Consider the following 19,093-nt stretch of genomic DNA (forward strand, 5'->3'; position numbering starts at 1 on the left):
AGCCTATCTAGATACGCGTGGTTCGTCGGACGACGCCACTGGGCGTGTAACGGCTTCACCGCATCCACCGTCCCGGCGACGGGACTTCGGGCACCGGGCTTCAGTTCATCCCGGTTGCGTTCTTGATCTCCTCCACGTCTTCTATGCTGCGATTGAGCCCGCTTCGGCCCATCGGTAAGTCGTGCCATCGACCCAGATCCGATGCAGGATCACTGCGAGCTTGCGTGCCAAGGCGACCTTTGCGCGCTTCGAGCCTCTCCGCTTGGCGACGTCCATCCCCCAGCGTTTGAGTTTTGAGAACCGCGTGATGCGCGATAGCAGAACGTTGGCGGCTTCATACAAGGCCGTCCGCACCGTCTCATCGCCGGCCAGCGTGATTCCGCCCGTGACGTCCTTTTCTCCCGATTGATATTTCTTTGGCGTGAGCCCGAACAGCGCGCCTGCTGCCTTTGACTTTACAATGCGATGAGGATCATCAATCGCCGATTTGTAGGTGATGGCCACCAGGGGACCAACGCCTGGTACTGTCATAAGCCGGCGGCAGACTGCATCATCACGCACAATTGCCAGCACAGCCTTGTGTAGTCTTCCGTATTCTGCCTTCAGGGCCGATCGTGCCGAAAGCATCGCACCAGCAATGCGCTCCAATGTCGCCTGGCCTGCAACCAACTCTCGAATCCGCGCTTCGAAATTCCTTCGCGTCACCGGGCCAACCTTCAGACCGAAGCCGCGCAAAATCCCTCGGATACTTAATTCTACATCGATCAGCCGCCCGAGAAGCTGTTTGCGTGCGATCAGGAGTGCCCGGATCTCTTGCGCATCAACCGACTTTGCGTGTACCTGCCGAAACCATCCCATCCGGATCAACTGGGCGATCCCGCGGGCATCCTTGCGATCCGTCTTGACCGTCATTGCAGATAATGCGGCCTTCACGTGCCGCGTTTCCAGCAGAACTGTTTCAAATCCTGCACCTTTCAGGCCTGCATGCAGCCATTGCGACAGCGGCCCAGCCTCCAGCCCGATCCGCTTCACTGCAAAGCCGAGCGTCTCAAAAAACTCAACTAAGGCGTCGGGTTCGCTTGCGACCTTCGCTTCCTTCAGGATCTTACCCTGGGCGTCCACAACACACACGCTCGACAGTTCCAATGACACGTCGATTCCGGCATAATTCTCCACGGCTGTCCTCCGTCTCCAGATGCTTGGGGCCGACTCAAGTCGTGACCCCGTTTCATCATCTATCGGGGGACAGCCACCATCATGACCCCTTGCTCCGGAGCCGGGCCCATTACCGCATCTAGCGCTACTTTGGCAGAATTGGTTTGCGCCACTGTTTTTCAAGGATTTGCTTTCGGCAATATGGGCACTGCTGAGACGGGGGCCGAAGGATGAGATCGACGATGGCGTGACGTACGGCGGGCATGGTTGGCTGGGGCGGAGGCCCGTTGTTTCTTTTTTTCCGCTCCGCGTGTGCGAGGCGACGGTGTTGCAGGAGGGCGTAGGCAATTATTGTCATTAGGGCGTGGCGATGAAGCCCCTGCCAAGATCGCCCTTCGAAGTGATCAAGTCCGAGCTCCTCCTTCAACCGCTGATGCGCCTGCTCACAAACGGGAGCCGACACGGTCGTCTGCGAGTTGCCGTGCGTCTCCACGCGAACGGGCGGCGGCGCCGGCGGAGGAGGCGGCGCGATCGGGTGTTCGAGCGCACGTTCAAACTGCGAGCGCGGCTGCATCGGCAGCGGCTGGGGCTTGAATTCGGGCGGGATGCCCCGGGACGCGCCGGCGACACCGGAGCGGGGCGCGTCACAGGTGGCGGAGCTGACGGCTTCATGTAAGCCGGGTTCGGCCGCAGGTTAGTGTCTACGCCAAGCATGCCCGGACGGTAAGCGAGCCTCTCGGTACAGCGAGATCGCCTTCCGCCTACGCTTCAGAGATCGAGTTTGCGGTGAAGGTCTGACTGCAGACCCTGGCTTTCAACGGGTCCTACGAGGTGGATGCTGGGAGGCAGGCTTGGAGCTGATGGTCGCAAGCGGTCCATCTCTGCTTTTGAGATTGGAACTGACCACGCCTTAAGCAAGGCGAGCCCGATCAGAGCAAACAGGACTTCGGCAATTTCGTCGCTGCCGATTGTCTCCTTGGCGGCATTGCGTGTGACCTGGGGGGAGGCGACAATTTTCGGCGGCGCGCACGAACAGCTCGGTACAGCGCTGAACGAACATGTCGAGGAATGCGGTCAGCGAATGGGAGCGGCGCTTGTGCGCAAGCAGGCGTCAACGAGGGACAGATGGTTCAGCAACAGGTGCGACATGAGCCGCCAGAGCAGGCCACTGCCGGCTAGCAAGCGCATTGTGTCGCTTGATCGCATCCGCTTCGCCAAGTTCGACGAGCTTGCCCGAAGCATAGGAGCGGATGGCATTGAGCAATCTATAATTTGTGGTGTCCCCGAAGGGAGTCACCGCAACAAGCGACTTATTGACCAGGTTCGCGAGCCCGTCGATGACTTCCGTATCGTCAACGCCTTTATCCGCCGCGACCGCGAGGGCGTCCTCTAGTGTGAAGGCGCTTGAAAAGGTCGAGAGCCGGCAGAGGGTCAGTCGCTCAGACTCGGATAGCAGATCGTAACTCCAGTCCAGCATTGCGCTTAGAGTTTTATGTCTGGGTGGTGCCGTGCGTCGGCCGGTTCGAAGCAGGTTGAACCGATCGGCAGGGATTTCTAGGGTTTTTTTCAGACCCCAAGCGTTGACGCATCCCGCGGCAAGCTCAATCGCAAGAGCAATTCCGTCGAGCCGGCGGCATATTTCGCCAACAACGGGGGCATCCGCATCACTTAACTCGAAGCCGGTCCCGCTGGCGGCCACGCGCTCAACGAATAGCTGAACTGCCGGGAAGTCCAGCGCGCGCTTCGCTGAGAGCCTCGCTTCAGCAGGGGGCCCGCCGAGCAGGGGCAACCGATACACAAATTCGCCCCTGACGCGCAATGGTTCCCGGCTCGTCGCCAAAAGATGAACCCGCGGCGCTTCGATAAAGAGACGCTCGGCCAATGCCGCTACGGTCTCGATTACATGCTCGCAGTTATCGAGAATCAGCAACACCCGCCGGTCCTGCAGGAAGTTGATCAGGTCGGGAGTTGGGTCGTCGGGTTTGATGCAAAAACCGAGGGCCGACGCGACCGCGCTCGGTACGAGAAGTGAATCGTTGACGGATCCCAGATCGACGAAGCAAACGGCGCCCGCAAAATCTTCCATCTGCCTGTGACCCACGGAAAGAGCGATGGTCGTCTTGCCGATGCCGCCGGTTCCAACGACGGAGACAAAACGCCCAGCGACCAACTGCGCCAATGATTGTTGAATCGCTTCATCACGTCCTACCGTTCCAGCCGGGCAATTCGGCAGCTTGCATGATCCATCGTCCACTCGCCGTTCGCCATTTGTCAGGACTGTTGCGCTAGAACGGGAGACGGGTGCCACGAAGCAATAGCCCCGCCCGGAGTGCGTGGTCACATATCTCGCTCCCGCCCCACAATCCCCGAGTGCCTTGCGAAGCGAAGCGACGTGAACTCTAAGGCATCCCTCGTCGACCGTAACATCCGGCCAGACACGCTCCATCAGATCACTCTTACTGACAATTGTTCCGGCGCGTTCGACCAGATGGGCCAGAATATCGAAAGCGCGACTGCCGAGACGGAGCGGAGTGTCGCCTTTATCGAGTCGCCTCTGCTTCAGGTCCAGCCTGAATGGACCGAACGAGGTGATGTTGTTCACCTGAGGCTCTGTCTGGTTGCTCGTCTGCATACTCTGATCCCTTCTCGAGTAGGCAACGGCGGATAGTTCGGGCCTGGAAACCACACCAATAGCTCGGGTCATGAATGGTTGTGCCGGCTGCGAACTATTCCCTTTGCATGTCAATAGGGAGCGACGAGTCTCCCGAGGTGTCGGCGATACTAGCGCCACGGGATATCGCGCCCAACTGAACTTGTGACGGCAAGGTGGACCGAAGGGTGTAGCAGCAGTCCACCTCTGGTCCAGAGGACCTAGACCAAAGGATAGTGAAGTATGGGGAAGTCCGCTCTTCGGCCGGTTGAATTGGATCGGGCCGGAATGGCGCCCGTTCGTGCCATCTTCGCGTGACAGCGAGACCGGAATTGCGACCGTGACCGTTGGCGGGTTGGGGAGGCCCGCGATTCTCTACGGCTTTGAGAGACCTATCCTGTCGACCATTCTAACCAGTTCAGCCAACGATACCGCCTGCATTTTTTGCATCACGTGGCCGCGATGGAGTTTGACCGTCGCCATGCTGATTCCGATGTCCGCGGCGATCTGCTTGTTCAGGCGACCAGCCACCACGTGCTCCAGCACCTCACGTTCGCGCTGCGTCAAAGTAGCGAGGTTCGCCCGGATCTTCGCAACCGAACTCTCCGTCTCGCGGTGTTCGCGGTCCTTATCGATGGCCAGGTGGATTGCATCCAGCAAATCCTGATGACGAACCGGCTTGGTCAGGAATTCGACCGCGCCTGCTTTCATGGCCCGGACCGACATTGGGATATCGGCATGGCCGCTGATAAAGACGACCGGCAGAAATATGTCTTCCGCCACGAGACTATCGTAGAAATCCAACCCGCTTCGCCCTGGCAACCTGATATCGAGGACGAGACATCTGAGGCCGCTCGGAGGATCACTGTCGAGAAACTCCTGAACCGAAGCGAACAGTTTTGTTCGCAAGCCTACTGACTTCAGAAGGCCTTCGAGCGCGTCGCGAATATCCTGATCGTCATCAATAACGATTACGGTCGGCTGAGCATCGTCACGCGAGGTCGTCAATCGACGTTCCTTTCTTCAGCACAGGTAACGTAAATTGAAAACTGGAACCAACAGGAAAGCGCGGCGACGCCCAGAGCCGGCCACCATGGGCCTCCACAATCGAGCGCGAGATCGACAAGCCCATGCCCAGACCCTCGTGCTTGGTTGTGAATAGGGGATCGAAAATGCGATCTCCATTTGCTGGATCAAGCCCGATGCCTTCGTCTTCCACCGCAACGAGAACGTCATCCTCGCCGCCGAGCCGCGTTTTGATCCTTAATACTCGCCGCTGGTGCTGGAGGCCGCTCATTGCCTCGATGCCGTTCATGACCAGGTTAGCGACAACCTGCTGCAACTGAACCCGGTCGCCCATGATCGGCTCGAGTCCGCTGAACAGATCAGTTTCGACGAAGACTTCATGTCTGGCAAGTTCAGCCTGAATCAATTCGAGAATGCTCTCGATCAAGCCATTCACGTCAAGATTAGCCATTTGTGACGGCGATTTGCTGGCCAGCGCGCGAATACTCCTGATGATTTCTCCGGCCCGGTGGCCATTTCTGACGATGCGTTCTGCGGCATTTCGGGCTTCGGCAAGATCAGGTTCGGGCCTGGCAAGCCAGCTTAAACACGTTTCGGCGTTGGTCACGATTGCCATCAGCGGTTGGTTTACCTCGTGTGCGATCGATGCGACGAGTTCACCCATCGTTGTCAGCCGGGCAACATGCACGAGGTCCGCCTGGGCATCGCGTAATGCGTCTTCGTTGCGTTTGCGCTCTGTGACATCGATTGTCGTGCCGATATATTCCCGCACCTCTCCGGATTGCCCTACAATTGGCCGGCCTGCGCCGTGTACATATTTGACCGATCCGTCCGGAAGCAAAATCCGGAAATCAAACGCGAAACCGGTGCCGTTGCGGACCGCCGCGTCGAGCCTTTGCTGAAGATAGGGGCGATCTTCCGGGTGCACTCTCTGCTCGAACAGCTGGAAAGTCAGCCCATTCTCCGCCGTCGGATTGTAGCCGAAGATTCGACTATGTTCCTCCGACCAAACAAGCTTTCCGGTCGCAATATTCCAGCTCCAGCTGCCGGTGTGGCTCATTCTTTGCCCTTCCGCGAGAAAGGCTTCGCTCCGTGACAGGTTAGCATAGAGGTATGCGTTCTCGAGAGAGATCGCGGCCTGCGACGCCAGGAATTCCAGCACTGCGACGTGGTTCGGCGAAAACGCATTCGCCGCCAGGTTGTTTTCGAGGTAGAGTGCGCCGACGAGCTTGGCCTGCTTGATGATAGGTAGACACAGAACAGACTTGGGACGGCGCTCCTTCACATAATCATCGCCCGATAGCAACTCGCTTGCCGTGGCATCGTCCAGGATCAGGCCCTCTCGCGTCCTAACCACATATTTAAGTGCGGAATGAGGGAAGCTGCCTGACGAAATTGACTTCCTCTGAAGCGTGACCTCGATCGTGCCGTGAATAGTGGAGGCTTCCGCTGCAATCTGCGGCTCGTTGTTCTGCAGAAGGATGAGCATGCCCCGCTCAGCTCCCGCATTCTGAACGGCGATTCGCATCAGTGTCTCAATCAAGGAGTCCAGCACGATCTCGCTGGAAAGAGCTTGCGAGGCCTTGAACATCGTTCCGATATCCAGTTGTTCGACGGGCGCGTCGAAGGTTCTGGTCGGAATCGGCGAGGTCGGATAGCTCCGGACATTCGGGTAGTCGCGATCAAGCAGATGAACCTTGGCCTCCGCACCCCAACGGAGATAACAATTTCGCGCGTCACGGAGATATGTGTCGGAGATTTTGTTGAATCCGCGCACCATGTAAAATCGTGCGGCGAGTTCATTGGCGATCGCCTCGTTCTGGACGAAGCCGTGTTCGCGGGCCAACAGAATGGCCTCCTCGTATAGGTGCTCTGCGTCGAGGGCGCGACCTTCCAGGCGCGCGATTTCGGCTCCGAGCACGGCAGCGCGGTCTGCGAAATTCTCGGGGCAGTTCCTCGCCCAACCCACAATCCGTCCGTGATGTGCGGACAGTGCTTCCAGATGTTGCTGCCGTTGACTAGGGATCGCCGAGTCACAGACCGCCGCCCGCGTGAGCGCGCTGTAGAAATGATATTCAGCCAGTTCGAAGTCCCCGAAGAACGACCAAAACAAAGGCACCGCTTTCGACGCCGTCGCGAGCGCGGATGGGTAGTCACCCAAAAGGAAGTGCGCTTGCAGCTTGCGTATCCAATAACAACCCATCGGCTTTGCCAGCTGGGGATCACTCTCCAAACGCTGTTCGAATTGCTTCTCCACAAGCACCGCGTCATTGACGGAGACAAGATGCGAAGTAGGAACTCTAAGATTCCGGATCAGCATGAGTTGCCCAGTTATGACATCCATGACGAGACCGAACTTGGCCTTTCGTGCAGATGCCAGGGCATTCTCCGCCTCCAACTCGACTTCGCTGAGCGGTTCTCCAGCAGCGAGGAGGTTGGTAACCAGGTCGGCAGAGCTACAGGCTGCAAAAAAAAGGTCGCCGGCCTCTTGCGCCGCTTCGAAAGCGCGCCGCACAAGGGAACGGCAGGTCGGAAGGTGTTGCATCCATGGAGCGATGTGATTGCTGAAAGTCTGGTACACGCGAGCCCGGAAACGATCATACGTCTCCGTTAATTCCAGGCCAACTTTGCTCAAACGGTAACCCGACTGAAAGTCGTCGAAGACATGGCCCAAATATATGCCCAAAGCCACGTAGGCATAGGCCGACGCATCGCTGTTGCCATGTTCAAGACTAAGCGCCGCCATCCGGATGGAGATGATCACCCCGAGGTTATTGCTCTTGCCGCTGAAGGTGGCTGGTACCACAAGTACCGACAGGACGTTCATGACTGCGTATTGATCGGCGTCAAGCATTGGCGGCAAGTCAATGAGGGACTCGATCGGGCGGGCCCCAAGTCGCTGCCACAATTCCTCATAGTCCAGGCGGACATCCTCTGCCGTCGGGCGCAGCTGCAGGCGGATGCCAACCCGCCGCAGATATTCCAAGCCTATCTCGAGCGCCCTGTCGCTTTGATCCAAATTGGTGTGCAACATCACACGCAGGCATGTGACGGCGGCCTCATCGACCGGGTTCGCCGCGCGACCCGAAAGCAGCCTGAGCCGTTCTTCCGACGACGCCAGGTCCCCCGTCAGGTACTCGCATTCGCCTCTGAAGAGTTCGAGCGCGAAAGCGAGCCGATAAGTCCTTTGCCATTTGTCCGCCGCCAGTAGCTCGCTTCCGGCGGTCAGAAAGGCCAGCGCCGATGCGTAAGCCGAAGTTTCTCTAGCATGCTTTCCAGCCATGAGATTGAGTTCAGCAACGAGTTCGCGCTCTTCCTGGTTCGTGATTAGTCCGACGCCGCGATCGAATTGGCCGACGATCTCGAAAATGCTCTCCTCAAGTTCTTCCGGCCCCGTCGATGGTGAAGCGAGTGCTCTGCCGATCGTTAGATGGGCCGCCGCCCGCTCACCCTCGCGGATAAGAGCGTAAGCAGCCTCCTGGACGCGGTCATGGAGAAACGTATAACCGCTGCCCTGGTGGAGGACGAGGCCGGCGCGAACTGCTTCCCAGAAAGCCGCGTGAATCTGCGCCTCGGTTGCGCCGGATATCTTGCTCAGCGTGACGGTCTTGCAACTGTTACCCAGGCACGCCAGCTGCTTCAGAATTTCCTGGGTGACCTTGGGCAGCCGTTGCAGCTTTCCGATCATGAGAGACACGACGTTGTCAGTGAACCCCTTGGCGCGGATCCGCTCCATGTCCCAACGCCAGGCGAGCGTCTCCGGATCGAACGCGATCAGTCTTTCCTCTGCCAATGCAGTGAGAAATTGGATCGTAAAAAACGGATTGCCGGCAGTTTTCTCATGCACCAAATCGGCCAGAGGCTGAACAGCATTCTTTTCGCAGCGAAGCGCGTCTGCAACCAGGCTGCAGATGTCGTCGCTGTCCAGGGGCGCCAGCACAATTTGTGTGACCCGCGCCTCGGCCTGGCGGACTGACGCCAACATGCGCGTCAACGGGTGCGCAGAATCTACTTCGTTGTCCCGATAAGCGCCGATCAGCAGGAGGTGCTTCACATCGGGATGTGTGACGAGGTGTCCAAGCAAATCGAGGCTGGCGGCGTCCAGCCACTGCAGATCATCGAGAAACAAGGCAAGCGGATGCTCCGGCCTGGCGAAGACGCCGAGGAAGCGGCGAAACACGGCCTGGAACCGATTTTGTCCATCCTGGGGCGGGAGCTCCGGAACCGGTTGCTGCGCTCCGATGACGAGAGCAAGCTCCGGTATCAAATTGACCATCAGTTGCCCGTAGGTACCAAGCGCCTCGAGCAACGCCGACCGCCACTGGCTGACCTCCGTTTCGCTCTTGGCAAGGATCTGCCTGACGAGAGACTGGAAAGCCTGCGCCAACGTGGCGTACGGGATGCCGCGCTTGTACTGGTCGAACTTGCCAAGCGCGAAAAGACCGCGCGCCGGCGTCAACGATCTATGAAGTTCGTTCACGACCGAGGATTTGCCGACACCTGAATAGCCGGACACGGCCACGAATTCGATCGTGCCCTGCGTCACAACATGATCGAAAGCCGAGAGAAGCGCGCCGATTGCGGCCTCGCGTCCGTAGAGTTTCTCGGGGATGAACAGTCGATCCGAACCGTCGTGCTCGGCTAGTGAAAACGGATCGATACGGCGGTGTGCTTCCCATGCCTTCAGGCAACGCCGCAGATCCGCCTCTAGACCCGCTGCGGATTGGTATCTATCTTCGGCGTTCTTCGCCAGCAGCTTCATCACAATGGATGAGAGTTGAATCGGAACCGCAGTTGATCGATTGCATGGTGGAACGGGAAGGCGGGCAATGTGGCAATGGACCCATTCCATCGGATCAGAGGCAGCAAACGGCAATGTGCCGGTGAGTACTTCGTAAAGGGAGATCCCGAGCGAATAGAGATCACTGCGAGCGTCGATTGAGCGGTTCATCCGCCCGGTCTGCTCGGGAGCGATGTAGGCAAGCGTGCCAGCAATATCCTCGGGCGGCCCGGCAGCCTGCCACTCGTGCAACAATCGCGACGCGATACCGAATCCAGTGAGCCGGACGTTGCCCGCGGCATCGACCAGCACGTTCGCCGGCTTGATGTCCTTGTGAACGAAACCGCTCTGATGGACTTGACCGACAGCTGCCGTGAGCCTGATGGCCAGGCGCAAAAACTGCGCTGGCTCCAGCCTCCGATTGAGTAGGCAACTGAGAGGTTCGGCGCCGTTGTCCTCGAGTACGAGGGTGGCAGACCCATCGTCGCGGATTAGCGCCAGAGGCCGCGCCGCCCAGCTGGGATCGAGGTCGTCTGCGAGCGCGTACTGGCGTTCGAGCCGCTTAATGAGCGTTGGCCGACGGGTGGTAAGCACTAACACTGAAACCGGATTGTTGCGCTCGCGGGCCCGGTGTAGCGCAAACTCCCCGTCGTCTCGCAGCATCTCAAGCTGGTAGTCGCTGAGGTTCATTCACCTTCCCCGATGATCGCGCCAGACCGTCGTGATCGATTCCGGAAGCAGCCTTCGACGGTAATTCTTAGGTTTACCCGTCTGTCTTATCAACCGAGGAGCGGCAACTGCTTCGCCTTGGCCGGCGCTGTAATTTCGCGCTAATCGCGTGCCAGGAGGCCATCTATTCTTGTTGGTCCCAAGTAAAACAGCATATTTTCTTGATAGCCAAAGTAGAACAGCATATTTGCGCAAGGGCAAAAAATAGGCCAAAATTCGCACTTGGCCCCCTCGGCTTCAGCGGCATCATGCGCGTACAGTGGGACCGGCGGCAATGAAGTTCAACCGAACGTTGCTACTGCTCGTCATTCTCTTGATCGGCCGTCTTCAGCCGACGGGCAGTGCATGGGCCGAAGACCTTGTAGCGCCAGATCGCATCGGCCGCTCCGATGCACCCAAGAGTTTCACTTTCCGTGTTCTAACGGCGCATTCGAACAACAACGCACAACCGAAGTATGCAAGGGGAATGGCGGAGCTTTACGAAAAGTATGCCCGCAACCATCCTGACTGGCGCGTTCGAATTCAGTTAATGTCTCTTCAAATCCCGCAGGAACATGCGCGGCTGCTGGAGCAGGCCAGGAATGGCATCGCACCCGATTGTACTTCAATGGATTCATTCGCGGTCCCTCTATTCATTCAACAGGGCCTTCTGAAACCGATCGAACAATATTTCACGAAGGAGGAGGTCGAGGAACTCTTTGCTTTCGTCAGGCCCATCGTGACCGATGCCGAGGGCCATATCTATGCTTGGTGGTGGACGACCGATCTGCGACTGCTATTCCGCAATACGGCGTACGTGCCCAACCCACCCGACACCTGGCAGCAAACGAAAGAAGCGGCACTGGCGGCCAAGCGGACGACCCCAGGCCTCGATGGCCTGCTGTTCAATGGTGGCCGCAACGAGACCACGATGGTTGATTTCCTGCCAAACTTCTGGGCGCAAGGCGGCAAGCTCGTCGACGAAAAGGGGACACCTGTATTTGGAAGGGAGCCGAACAGGGCCTATCTGCTGAACGCGATTGCTTATTATCAGGACCTGATTAAGTCAGGCGCCGCACCGGCCCGTGTCGCGAGCATCAGCGACTACAGCGACCTCACTGCATCGGCTATCGCAGGGAGCACCGCCATGATGATCAATGGCGACTGGGTGATCGGACAGATGCAGGCATCGATGACGCCTGATGCTTTCGCAAAATGGGAAATTTCGATGTTGCCCGGGCCGACGGCGGAGCAACGTTCGACGGCCAGCGGCGGCTGGACGTTTGTGTCCTTTTCGAAGGATCCGGAGAAGGTCAAGGCGTGCATGGACCTGGTTCGTGAAGTCTACATGGTGCCGGCGGTCGAAGTTCTTCAATTGTTGCCGACACGGCAAAGCGCGTTCGATTCCATGCCAATGTTTCGCTCCGAGGTCTATCAGCGAATTAGGCAATACCTGAACAAGAGCCAGGCGCGACCGGGCTTTCCGATCTACACCGCAATCTCAAACAGATTGCAAATCGCAATCAGCAGCGCGCTTTCGGGCTCCCGCACTGCGGAGGCCGCGGTGGATGAGGCGATGGAGCACGTCGCCAAAGTCGCTCCCACGCCATAAATGAAAATGGGACTGCAGCGTCGGCACTCGGGCGAAGACCGAAAGACGAACTCCCCGGGCGCGGCGCGCAGCGCTTTACGGTTCAATCAGGGTGATTATCCCTTCTGGTGGCTTTGTCCTGTCGCCATCCTCCTGGCGGTCTTTTACGTCTATCCGGTTCTTGAGGTCCTGCGCACAAGCTTTACAGACGCAACGCTGTTGGACACGTCCTACCGCTACACTCTGGGTAGCTATCGATCCATCTTGGCAGATCCCGCTCTGTTGCAGATCCTGGAGGCGACCTTCGTTTTCGTCGCCGGCAGCGTGATTGGCCAAACCGCACTTGGATTGTTGACCGCGTTGGCTCTTCAGGCTGGACTCAAACGGCACCTGTTCGGGGTGAGAGTGGTTCGGGTCACCGTGCTGGCGACGTGGGTCGTTCCCAGCGTTGCTTCCGCTATCGCGTGGCAGTTGCTTTTGAGCGAAGCGGACTTCGGCCTCTTCAACGCCATGCTGAGGTTCACCTCGCTGCCGCCCGTGCCATGGTTATCGGAACCCTGGATGGCGGTCCAGTCTGCGACTGTAGCAAACATCTGGTATGGCACTGCGCTCAGCGTGATTTTGCTCTATGCCGGCTTACAGACCATCTCCCCGACCTTGTACGAAGCGGCGGCGGTCGACGGCGCGACCACCAGTCAAACTTTCTGGCACATTACGCTGCCGGGACTGAGACCGACGCTTCTGATCAACATCATCATTGTCAGCGTCCTCTCTCTAAACACCTTTGAAATCGTGATGCCGCTGACCGGCGGAGGGCCCGGGCGTTCAACCGAGGTCCTCGCATTGGCGGCGTACAATATGGTTTTTCATGATTTCAATCTGGCACAAGGCAGCGTGCTGGCGGTCCTGATGCTGCTCATCAACCTTGCGGTCGCGACAACCGTTTGGCTGTTATTCAGGGGATCGCGTTGAATTATCGCAACAAGCGGGGGATCACAATCTACATCGCGCTTGCGCTGATCATGTTGTTTTTTGCGCTTCCTTTGCTTTGGTTGCTGTCATTATCCATTCGGACGCCGGCGGAAATCCTTGTGAGGAATCTGCATGTCATTCCGCATTCGCCTACGCTGCAAAACTTCGCCCAGGTTCTGAACAATCATCAGTTCCTTGGCTACCTATGGAATGCTCTCAAACTCTCGATCGCCGGGGCTGCCGGCGCCTGCGTTGTCGCCGCTCCCGCGTCCTATGCGTTCTCCCGACTGCAATTCCGAGGCAAAGCTCAGTTGCTCTTTTTGGTCCTGGGATTTCAAATGGTTTCGCCGCTGGTGATGATGGTGCCGCTCTATCGCTCCATGCAGGCGTTGGGCCTGACCGAGTCTCATTTTGGTGCCACTCTCGTCTATATCGCGATGTACTCGCCGATCGCCACATGGGCGATGAAAGGGAGCATCGATGCCGTTCCCAGAGAGCTCGATGAGGCGGCGATGATTGACGGTTGCAGTCGTTTACAGGCATTCTTGCGTATCATACTTCCGGTCAGCCTGCCGGGGCTGGCGTCGACTTTCATTCTAACGGCGATGCTTGGATGGTCGCAGTTCATCGTCCCCTTCATTTTGCTCAGTCAGCCCGATATGTTGCCGATCTCGGTCGGTATCTTTTACTTCTTCGGCGCTTACGCCGGTTCGGCGATGCAACTCGTCGCCGCGGCGAGCGTGTTGTCGCTACTCCCGATCATCGTGATCGTCTTCCTCCTTCAAAACTTCGTCGTGGGCGGTTTGACGGCCGGCGCCGTGAAGGAATAGAGGGTTGCTTGCGCCATCAAAATTTCTCCGATCGCTCCAGAGCCGACCTGATGCAGGCGAGCAGATCGTCTTTGGCGACGGGCTTGTCCAGAACGCAAATCACTCCGGCTCTCAGTGCCTGTGCGCGAACGTGTTCGCCGGAGAACGCGGTGATGACGATCGTCGGAACTCGGCTGCCGGAGCTCGCCAGCTGGTTTAGCAGTTGAAGTCCGGACATCCCGGGCAGTTTGATGTCGGTAATCAGACACGATGTCTGCTCAAGCAGATTGGATTGCAAGAACTCCTCAGCCGAAGAAAACATTGCAGCCCTGAAGCCAAGCGCCTTGAGAAATCCGGCTATTGCGTCACAGACAGCCTTGCTATCGTCGATACAGGCAATAAGAGGATCTGATGTCAAAGCGGCATCCTCGCGACGAGATCAATCATATCGCCCAAACAGGCAATAGCTCAAGCCATGTCGAAGCGTCGAGGGTTGGCTGATAGTCGCGTCTGGCTAGACCATGGTCTATGTCGCGACGTGTCCCTGTCGGAAACCTAATCCGGCTGGCACATGAGGCATCGCGCAATGCTTCTGTCTTATGAGAGAAGCTCACAGCCTGGTCTGGTCGGCGCTGGGCATATTGTTCCGGTCGCGGGTCTCGCTGGAAGCTGAGATCCTGATCCCTCGTCATCAACTTAATAGCCGGCGCCCGCATCTGCCGAAGAGACCGGCATTCAGTACGACGGATCGCCCGATCCTTGTTGGGCTGTATCGTTGGCGCCAAACGCCACCAACGCGCTGACGATTGTGAAGCCGGGAGCGCCGAGAACCCATCGAGAGCTTCTCAATCTCGGGATCGAGATCGGCCAGACTAGCGTCGTCAAGTACATGGCGCGGAGGAGGGGCCTTCCTTCGCCGGGATGGAAGACGTTCCTTCGCGACGGTGCGGACGGCATCGTTTCAATGGACGTCTTCGTCGTGCCGACAATTTGGTTCCGGCGCTCTATGGGCTGCTGATCATGGGGATTCGGCTGCGATCCACCATGATGCGCGTCGTGAGTTCTTTTGGCGTTGGATCTGGCCGCGCGCCTTACACATCGCTGAGGCTTGTCCACATGCTCTGATTGTTACTCGATCGGACTGCGGCGGCGATGAATTCCATTCCTTCAATTCCGTCAGCGAGCGACGGCAGGTCGGGACAGGCAGTGTCTCCGGAGCGGATCAGCTGAGCAAACTCACTATAAAGTGTTGCGAACGCCTCAAGATAACCTTCGGGGTGCCCGCTCGGCAGTCGTACCTGAATCGGAGGAGCGTCACCGGAGATGGCGCCGCCTCGCGTCAGAAGTTGCTTGGGCCTGCCAAATTCCGTGAACCACATCTGGTTTGGATTGTCCTGGCGCCACTCAAGCCCGGCCTTTGCGCCATAAACGCGCAGCTGTAGACCGTTTTCGCAGCCCACGGCAACTTGGCTGGCCCACAGCATCCCGCGTGCATTGCCTTCAAAACGTAGCAGCACGTGCACGTTGTCGTCGAGCCGTCTGCCCTCTACGAAAGTCGACAGGTCCGCACTTACGGCCACCGTTTTTAGACCCGTCACAAATCTCGCAAGGTTATAAGCGTGCGTACCGATATCTCCGATCGCACCGCCAGGTCCTGAACGAGCAGGATCCGTGCGCCAATCCGCCTGTTTGCTTGAAAGGGGGCGAGTTAGCCAATCTTGCGGATACTCGACTTGAACGACTCGAATCTTGCCCAGGTCACCATTCGCCACCATGGCACGCGCTTGTCGTACCAGAGGATAACCCGTGTAATTGTGCGTCAATAGAAACTTCGCGCCGTTCTTTGGCTCGATTTTGGCGAGCGCACGGGCCTCATCGAGCGTTGACGTAAGCGGCTTATCGCAAATCACGTGAATTCCAGCCTCAAGAAATGCCTTGGCCGGCGCAAAGTGCAGGTGATTGGGTGTAACGATTGAGACGGCCTGAATGCCGTCTTCGCGGGCTGCCTCTTTCGCCGCCATCTCGGCAAAGCTGGCATATATTCGATCTTCGGCCAGCCCGATCCTTCTACCAGATTCTTGAGCTCGATCAGGATCGGAAGACAGAGCTCCCGCAACAAGTTCATAATCGTCGTCAATTCGCGATGCAATTCGGTGTACGTAGCCGATGAAGGCTCCGATCCCACCACCGACCATTCCCAATCGGATGCGCGACGTCTCGCTGCTTCTCATGACATGCCCTCATCTGGCCGCAGACCAAGCATTTTCAGATTTGCTTCCCTGTTCGTGCCGGAGCTTGCAAAGTCATCAAAAGCTCGCTCGGTGACCCGTATGATGTAATCGGAGATCAGCCGGGCTCCTTCCCGCGCGCCATCTTCCGGATGCTTCAGCGCGCATTCCCACTCCAGCACGGCCCACCCCGCGTAATCGTAGGCCGTGAGCTTCGAAAAGATCGATCGAAAGTCAACCTGACCGTCTCCAATCGATCGGAAACGTCCGGCGCGGTTAACCCACGACTGAAATCCTCCGTAGACTCCCTGCCTGCCGGTTGGATTGAATTCGGCATCCTTGACGTGGAACGCCTTGATACGCTGGTGATAGATATCGATGAAGTCGAGATATTTGAGTTGTTGCGGCACAAAATGGCTTGGGTCGTAAAGAATATTGGCGCGAACGTGGTTCTTCACTTGATCGAGGAACATTTCGAAAGTCACCCCGTCATGTAGATCCTCGCCCGGGTGCAATTCATAGCAAACGTCGACGCCGTTGCGATCGAATTCATCGAGAATTGGTAGCCATCGGCGGCCAAGTTCACCAAAGCCATCGTCGATCAGGCCATGGGGGCGTTGGGGCCAAGGGTAGATGAAAGGCCACGCAAACGCGCCCGAAAAAGTTGCGTGGGCATTCAGACCAAGATTGCTCGAAGCCCTTGCGGCCCATTTCAATTGTTGAATGGCCCACGCGGTCCGAGCGGAGGAATTCCCATGGACTGCGGCCGGCGCGAAACCATCAAAAGCACTGGAGTAGGCCGGATGCACGGCGACCAGTTGCCCCTGAAGGTGCGTCGACAATTCAGAAATCTCGAGTCCATGGCGATGGACTGTGCCACGCAGTTCCTCCGCATATGTTTTCGACGTCGCAGCCTTTTCCAGGTCAATAAAGCTGGAAACCCAGCTAGGTATCTGCACGCCCCTGTATCCGAGATCCGCTGCCCAGGCGCATATGCTGTCCAACGTATTAAAAGGAGGAGCTTCGGCGGCGAACTGAGCCAGGAATATTGCCGGTCCCTTGATGGTGCGCACAATTAATCTCCTCTGTCTTGTTATTCGAAGGGCCTGAGCCTGACGGCTTTCTGGACCCCACCGCAGTTCTGCTTCCTACCCCCCGGCGCGATATGATCACGGTTGAAGGGATCGCGTCGCACCTGTCCTCCTTCTACATCGCAACGGCGAGATATTTCGCCTCCATGAACTCGGCGATGCCATGCCTTTGCCCGCCTTCGCGTCCGATGCCGCTCTGCTTGGCGCCGCCGAACGGGGGCGGCCGGATCGGACATGAGCCCGCGATCGAGCGCGATCATACCCGTTTCAATCTTCCCGGCTACACGCATGCCGCGGGCGAGATCACGGGTGTAGATGTAGGCGGCGAGCCCGTATTCCGTGTCGTTCGCCCGCTCGATCGCTTCGCTCTCCCGTTCGAAGCGCGAGATCGGCGCCACAGGTCCGAAGATTTCCTCGTGCGCCATCGCGGCGTCGGCCGGCACGTCGCAGAGGACTGTCGGAGGATAGTAAAAACCTGTTCCGCTCCCGACCGAGCCCCCGCACAGAACGCGGGCGCCACGCGCGACGGCGTTCTGGACCAGCCGATCGATCTTATCGACCGCCTTTTTCGTGATCGTCGGACCGCATTCGGTGGCGGCTTCGATGCCTGCACTTTGAGCGCCGTCATGCGCTTTCGAAGGCCTTCGGCGAAGGCGTCGTGGATGCCAGATTGTACATAGATGCGATTTGCGGCGGTGCAGGCTTCGCCGGCGCTGCGCATTTTCGCTACCATCGCGCCGTCGAGCGCAGCCTCGAGATCGGCGTCGTCGAAGACGATGAACGGCGCGTTGCCGCCGAGTTCCATCGAGCAGGAGATGACGTGCTTGGCGGCTTCGGCGAGGAGGAGGCGGCCAACTCCGGTCGAACCGGTGAACGACAGTTTCCGCACCCGTGGATCCGCCAGCATGGCGGCGGTGGCCGGAGCAGGATTAGAAACCGTAAGGACGTTGACGACGCCCGGGGGAACGCCGGCTTCTTCATATAGCGCAGCGAGCTCGCAGGCCGTGAGAGGCGTCTCGCTCGCGGGCTTGAGAACAACCGTGCAGCCCGCTGCCAGGGCGGGAGCGATCTTGCGCGTCGCCATGGCTGCCGGGAAGTGCCAGGGCGTGATCAAAGCGCAGACGCCGATCGGCTGATAGTCGACGATGATGCGGTTCGCGCCCGAAGGAGCGAGGCCGAATTCGCCGGTGATTCGTACGGCTTCCTCGGCATTCCAGCGAAAGAACTCGGCGGCATAGCGACCTGGCCGCGCGCATCGTTCAAAGCCTTGCCGTTCTCGATCGATATCAGCGCGGCAAGAGTTTCGGAACGCTGCGTCGTCAATTCGAAGCAGCGCCTCATAATTTCGGATCGTTTGCGCGGAGGTGTCTGGCTTCAGCCGGCCGCCGCCCGGGCGGCGGCCTCCACCGCTGCCTCGACGTCGACCATGGCCGCATCGGGAACCTCGGCGATCATGCGCTCGGTGGAGGGATCGTCGACTTCGATAAGACGGCCGTCAGCGGCCTGCCGCCATTGGCCGTCGATATTGAGACCGCGCGCATAAGTGCGGAGGTCGATGGTTTCCTGATCGGTCTTGAACGTGTTCTGGGACATGTTCATGAGGGGGTCCTGTCAGCTTAGATAGCGCTGCCGGCGAAATCGCCGTCGTAGGCGGCTTTCACCAGTCGTTTCATCGCGGGAAGGTATGAGGGGCGGGGATTGTTCTTGATCAGCCGATCGATGCCGAGGGCGAGTTCGGCGGTCCAATCAATCCTGTCGGAGGGAAGTCCAAGACCGGCCAACGTAGGAGTGATCCCAATCGCCGCGAACAGGCGGCTGATTTCTTCAATCGTCGCGCGGGCCATCTCGCCGTCGCTCCGGCGGGAGCGCCGAGGCCGAGAGCGACTCCGACGTGGGCGATTTCGGTTGTCGCCGCTAAGCAATTAAAATTCATTCACATAACGCAGCATGGTCGCGACGTCGAGCCCGTGTGGCGGTTGGATCGCGGTTCATCCTCAGAATCGGTTTTGTTGCCCGAGCATTGCACGCGAGCCATGATTTCGCATTACTGAGTACTTTGGATTTCTGGTCGGCTTGGTATTTG

The 19,093-nt window shown here is 58.3% G+C and carries 10 protein-coding genes and 3 pseudogenes; 3 read left to right on the forward strand and 10 right to left on the reverse strand.

The genetic code is table 11. From position 1 onward, the window contains the following. Nucleotides 1-141: 141 nt before the first annotated feature. The 5 genes and pseudogenes from AAFG16_RS14565 to AAFG16_RS14585 all read right to left on the reverse strand — a co-directional run bounded on the left by AAFG16_RS14565 (nt 142) and on the right by AAFG16_RS14585 (nt 10,301). A complete protein-coding gene (locus AAFG16_RS14565) occupies nt 142-1,176 on the reverse strand; it encodes an IS110 family transposase (RefSeq protein ID WP_283080660.1) in 1,035 nt (344 codons plus the stop codon). A gap of 158 nt (nt 1,177-1,334) precedes the next feature. Further along, nucleotides 1,335-1,606: pseudogene (locus AAFG16_RS14570) on the reverse strand (IS701 family transposase); the annotation flags it as partial. A gap of 660 nt (nt 1,607-2,266) precedes the next feature. Beyond that, nucleotides 2,267-3,757, reverse strand: a complete 1,491-nt coding sequence (locus tag AAFG16_RS14575) for a winged helix-turn-helix domain-containing protein (protein ID WP_342739559.1) — start codon at nt 3,755-3,757, stop codon at nt 2,267-2,269. Between the two features lie 423 nt (nt 3,758-4,180). Next, nucleotides 4,181-4,813, reverse strand: a complete 633-nt coding sequence (locus AAFG16_RS14580) for a response regulator (protein ID WP_283085177.1) — start codon at nt 4,811-4,813, stop codon at nt 4,181-4,183. Beyond that, a complete protein-coding gene (locus AAFG16_RS14585; RefSeq protein WP_342739560.1) occupies nt 4,797-10,301 on the reverse strand; it encodes an AAA family ATPase in 5,505 nt (1,834 codons plus the stop codon). The genes AAFG16_RS14580 and AAFG16_RS14585 overlap by 17 nt, the downstream gene beginning before the upstream one ends. A 313-nt stretch (nt 10,302-10,614) precedes the next feature. Here AAFG16_RS14585 and AAFG16_RS14590 point away from each other — a divergent pair, with 313 nt between their 5' ends. The 3 genes from AAFG16_RS14590 to AAFG16_RS14600 are packed head-to-tail and all read left to right on the forward strand — an operon-like array spanning nt 10,615 to nt 13,712. After that, nucleotides 10,615-11,931: an extracellular solute-binding protein gene (locus tag AAFG16_RS14590; RefSeq protein WP_283085179.1), complete on the forward strand. Its 1,317-nt coding sequence runs from the start codon at nt 10,615-10,617 to the stop codon at nt 11,929-11,931. Next, nucleotides 11,932-12,882 (forward strand): sugar ABC transporter permease, encoded by a 951-nt coding sequence (locus AAFG16_RS14595; RefSeq protein WP_342739561.1) that lies wholly within the window; start codon nt 11,932-11,934, stop codon nt 12,880-12,882. A gap of 50 nt (nt 12,883-12,932) precedes the next feature. Beyond that, entirely contained in the window at nt 12,933-13,712 is a 780-nt protein-coding gene (locus tag AAFG16_RS14600) for a carbohydrate ABC transporter permease (RefSeq protein WP_342740905.1), read from the forward strand. Between the two features lie 16 nt (nt 13,713-13,728). Here AAFG16_RS14600 and AAFG16_RS14605 read toward each other — a convergent pair whose 3' ends face one another. The 5 genes and pseudogenes from AAFG16_RS14605 to AAFG16_RS14625 form a co-directional block, all read right to left on the reverse strand. Further along, nucleotides 13,729-14,109, reverse strand: coding sequence for a response regulator (locus AAFG16_RS14605; protein WP_283085181.1), 381 nt, complete (start codon nt 14,107-14,109; stop codon nt 13,729-13,731). Between the two features lie 673 nt (nt 14,110-14,782). Continuing rightward, nucleotides 14,783-15,922, reverse strand: coding sequence for a Gfo/Idh/MocA family oxidoreductase (locus AAFG16_RS14610; protein WP_342739562.1), 1,140 nt, complete (start codon nt 15,920-15,922; stop codon nt 14,783-14,785). Further along, nucleotides 15,919-16,992, reverse strand: a complete 1,074-nt coding sequence (locus tag AAFG16_RS14615; RefSeq protein ID WP_342739563.1) for a sugar phosphate isomerase/epimerase — start codon at nt 16,990-16,992, stop codon at nt 15,919-15,921. The genes AAFG16_RS14610 and AAFG16_RS14615 overlap by 4 nt, the downstream gene beginning before the upstream one ends. 133 nt (nt 16,993-17,125) lie before the next feature. Continuing rightward, nucleotides 17,126-18,609: pseudogene (locus AAFG16_RS14620) on the reverse strand (NAD-dependent succinate-semialdehyde dehydrogenase). Between the two features lie 17 nt (nt 18,610-18,626). Beyond that, a pseudogene (locus AAFG16_RS14625) lies at nt 18,627-18,983 on the reverse strand (iron-containing alcohol dehydrogenase); the annotation flags it as partial. Between the last annotated feature and the right edge of the window lie 110 nt (nt 18,984-19,093).

Origin of the sequence: Bradyrhizobium sp. B117, assembly GCF_038969555.1 — a bacterium.
Lineage (GTDB): Bacteria > Pseudomonadota > Alphaproteobacteria > Rhizobiales > Xanthobacteraceae > Bradyrhizobium.

Excerpts from the sequence above, each read along its gene's own strand:
- AAFG16_RS14585 (WP_342739560.1), bottom strand. The coding sequence starts at position 10,301 with ATGAACCTCAGCGACTACCAGCTTGAGATGCTGCGAGACGACGGGGAG.
- AAFG16_RS14590 (WP_283085179.1), top strand. The coding sequence starts at position 10,615 with ATGAAGTTCAACCGAACGTTGCTACTGCTCGTCATTCTCTTGATCGGC.
- AAFG16_RS14595 (WP_342739561.1), top strand. The coding sequence starts at position 11,932 with ATGAAAATGGGACTGCAGCGTCGGCACTCGGGCGAAGACCGAAAGACG.
- AAFG16_RS14600 (WP_342740905.1), top strand. The coding sequence starts at position 12,933 with ATGTTGTTTTTTGCGCTTCCTTTGCTTTGGTTGCTGTCATTATCCATT.
- AAFG16_RS14610 (WP_342739562.1), bottom strand. The coding sequence starts at position 15,922 with ATGAGAAGCAGCGAGACGTCGCGCATCCGATTGGGAATGGTCGGTGGT.